The sequence below is a fragment of the Chromohalobacter sp. 296-RDG genome, assembly GCF_029889885.1.
Lineage (GTDB): Bacteria > Pseudomonadota > Gammaproteobacteria > Pseudomonadales > Halomonadaceae > Chromohalobacter.
This window is the reverse complement of sequence record NZ_JARANY010000255.1, coordinates 1-951: the sequence shown is the minus strand read 5'-3', so window position 1 is coordinate 951 and position 951 is coordinate 1. Positions and strand designations below refer to the sequence as shown.

The window sequence follows — 951 nt, the reverse complement described above, 5'->3', positions numbered from 1 at the left end:
CACCGGGCAGATCTTGGTGGGGAGGTGAGGTTTGCGATGCGGCATCAAGGCGTCTCCCGAAGCCCACCCCGGATCAGTATGGCGAACGATGCCACCGCGAACAGCTGAACGCAGCCATCGAGCAACTCCTGATAGACCATCTCTTTCTCTTCGCTTCCCGTCAACGCGGCGCCAATGGCATGCCACTCGCCACCCCATCCTGTTCATTGGAGGCGCCGGTATCGTCGGTCAAAAGGCGGCATGTTTTCTACGTGAAGTGTATCCGGAACTTTCTCTGCTGATCGGCGGACGCATTCTCGCCAGAACCCAGCAAGCGACCGGGCTATCGCCTCGCGACGTATTCGGCCTCGCCACCGTGCACGCTCTCTCCGACGAATCCGGCAAGCTCGACTACGACATCGAACCCGCGATCCTCAACGCCATCGGCCCACCGACACTGTTCACCGAGAACATGGTGGAATTCGCCACCGAATCCGCCGACCGCTTGCATCACGACCACGAGATGTTCCGCGAGAACCACGCCCGGGGCGCATTCACGCAGTTGGATATCGTGCATCGGTGAATCACCCCAGCAGCAGATCGCCCTCGATGGGTATGAATTGGCTCGCGGCGTTGATAAGGGAAGTGGCGGTGAGCTTGGGCACGCCGTAGACCTCGACGCGCTTGCCATGCACCTCACGGATCTTCTCCGCCAGTAGATCGAAGTCGCCGTCGCCGGAGACCAGCACGATGACGTCCGCCCTCGCGGCGAACTCGATGGCATCCAGCGTGATACCCACGTCCCAGTCGCCCTTGGCGGAGCCATCCGCGCGCTGAATGAAGGGCTTGAGCCTGACCTCGAAGCCGATCGAGCGGAGAATGTTCTGGAACTCGCGCTGCTTCGTGTCGCCCTTGTCGGTGGCATAGCAGCGCGCGGCCAGCACCTCCCGGTTCGCCGTCACCCTCGCCCAG

2 protein-coding genes are annotated in these 951 nt (G+C 62.1%); one reads left to right on the top strand and one right to left on the bottom strand.

Going from position 1 to position 951, the window contains the following annotated elements; genetic code table 11:
- Positions 1-256 precede the first annotated feature (256 nt).
- On the top strand, positions 257-562 hold the full coding sequence (locus tag OP495_RS18330; RefSeq protein WP_280571205.1) for a hypothetical protein: 306 nt from the start codon (positions 257-259) through the stop codon (positions 560-562).
- A gap of 1 nt (position 563) precedes the next feature.
- Here OP495_RS18330 and OP495_RS18325 read toward each other — a convergent pair.
- A partial coding sequence (locus OP495_RS18325; protein WP_280571203.1) for an NYN domain-containing protein occupies positions 564-951 on the bottom strand: 388 nt, incomplete at its 5' end.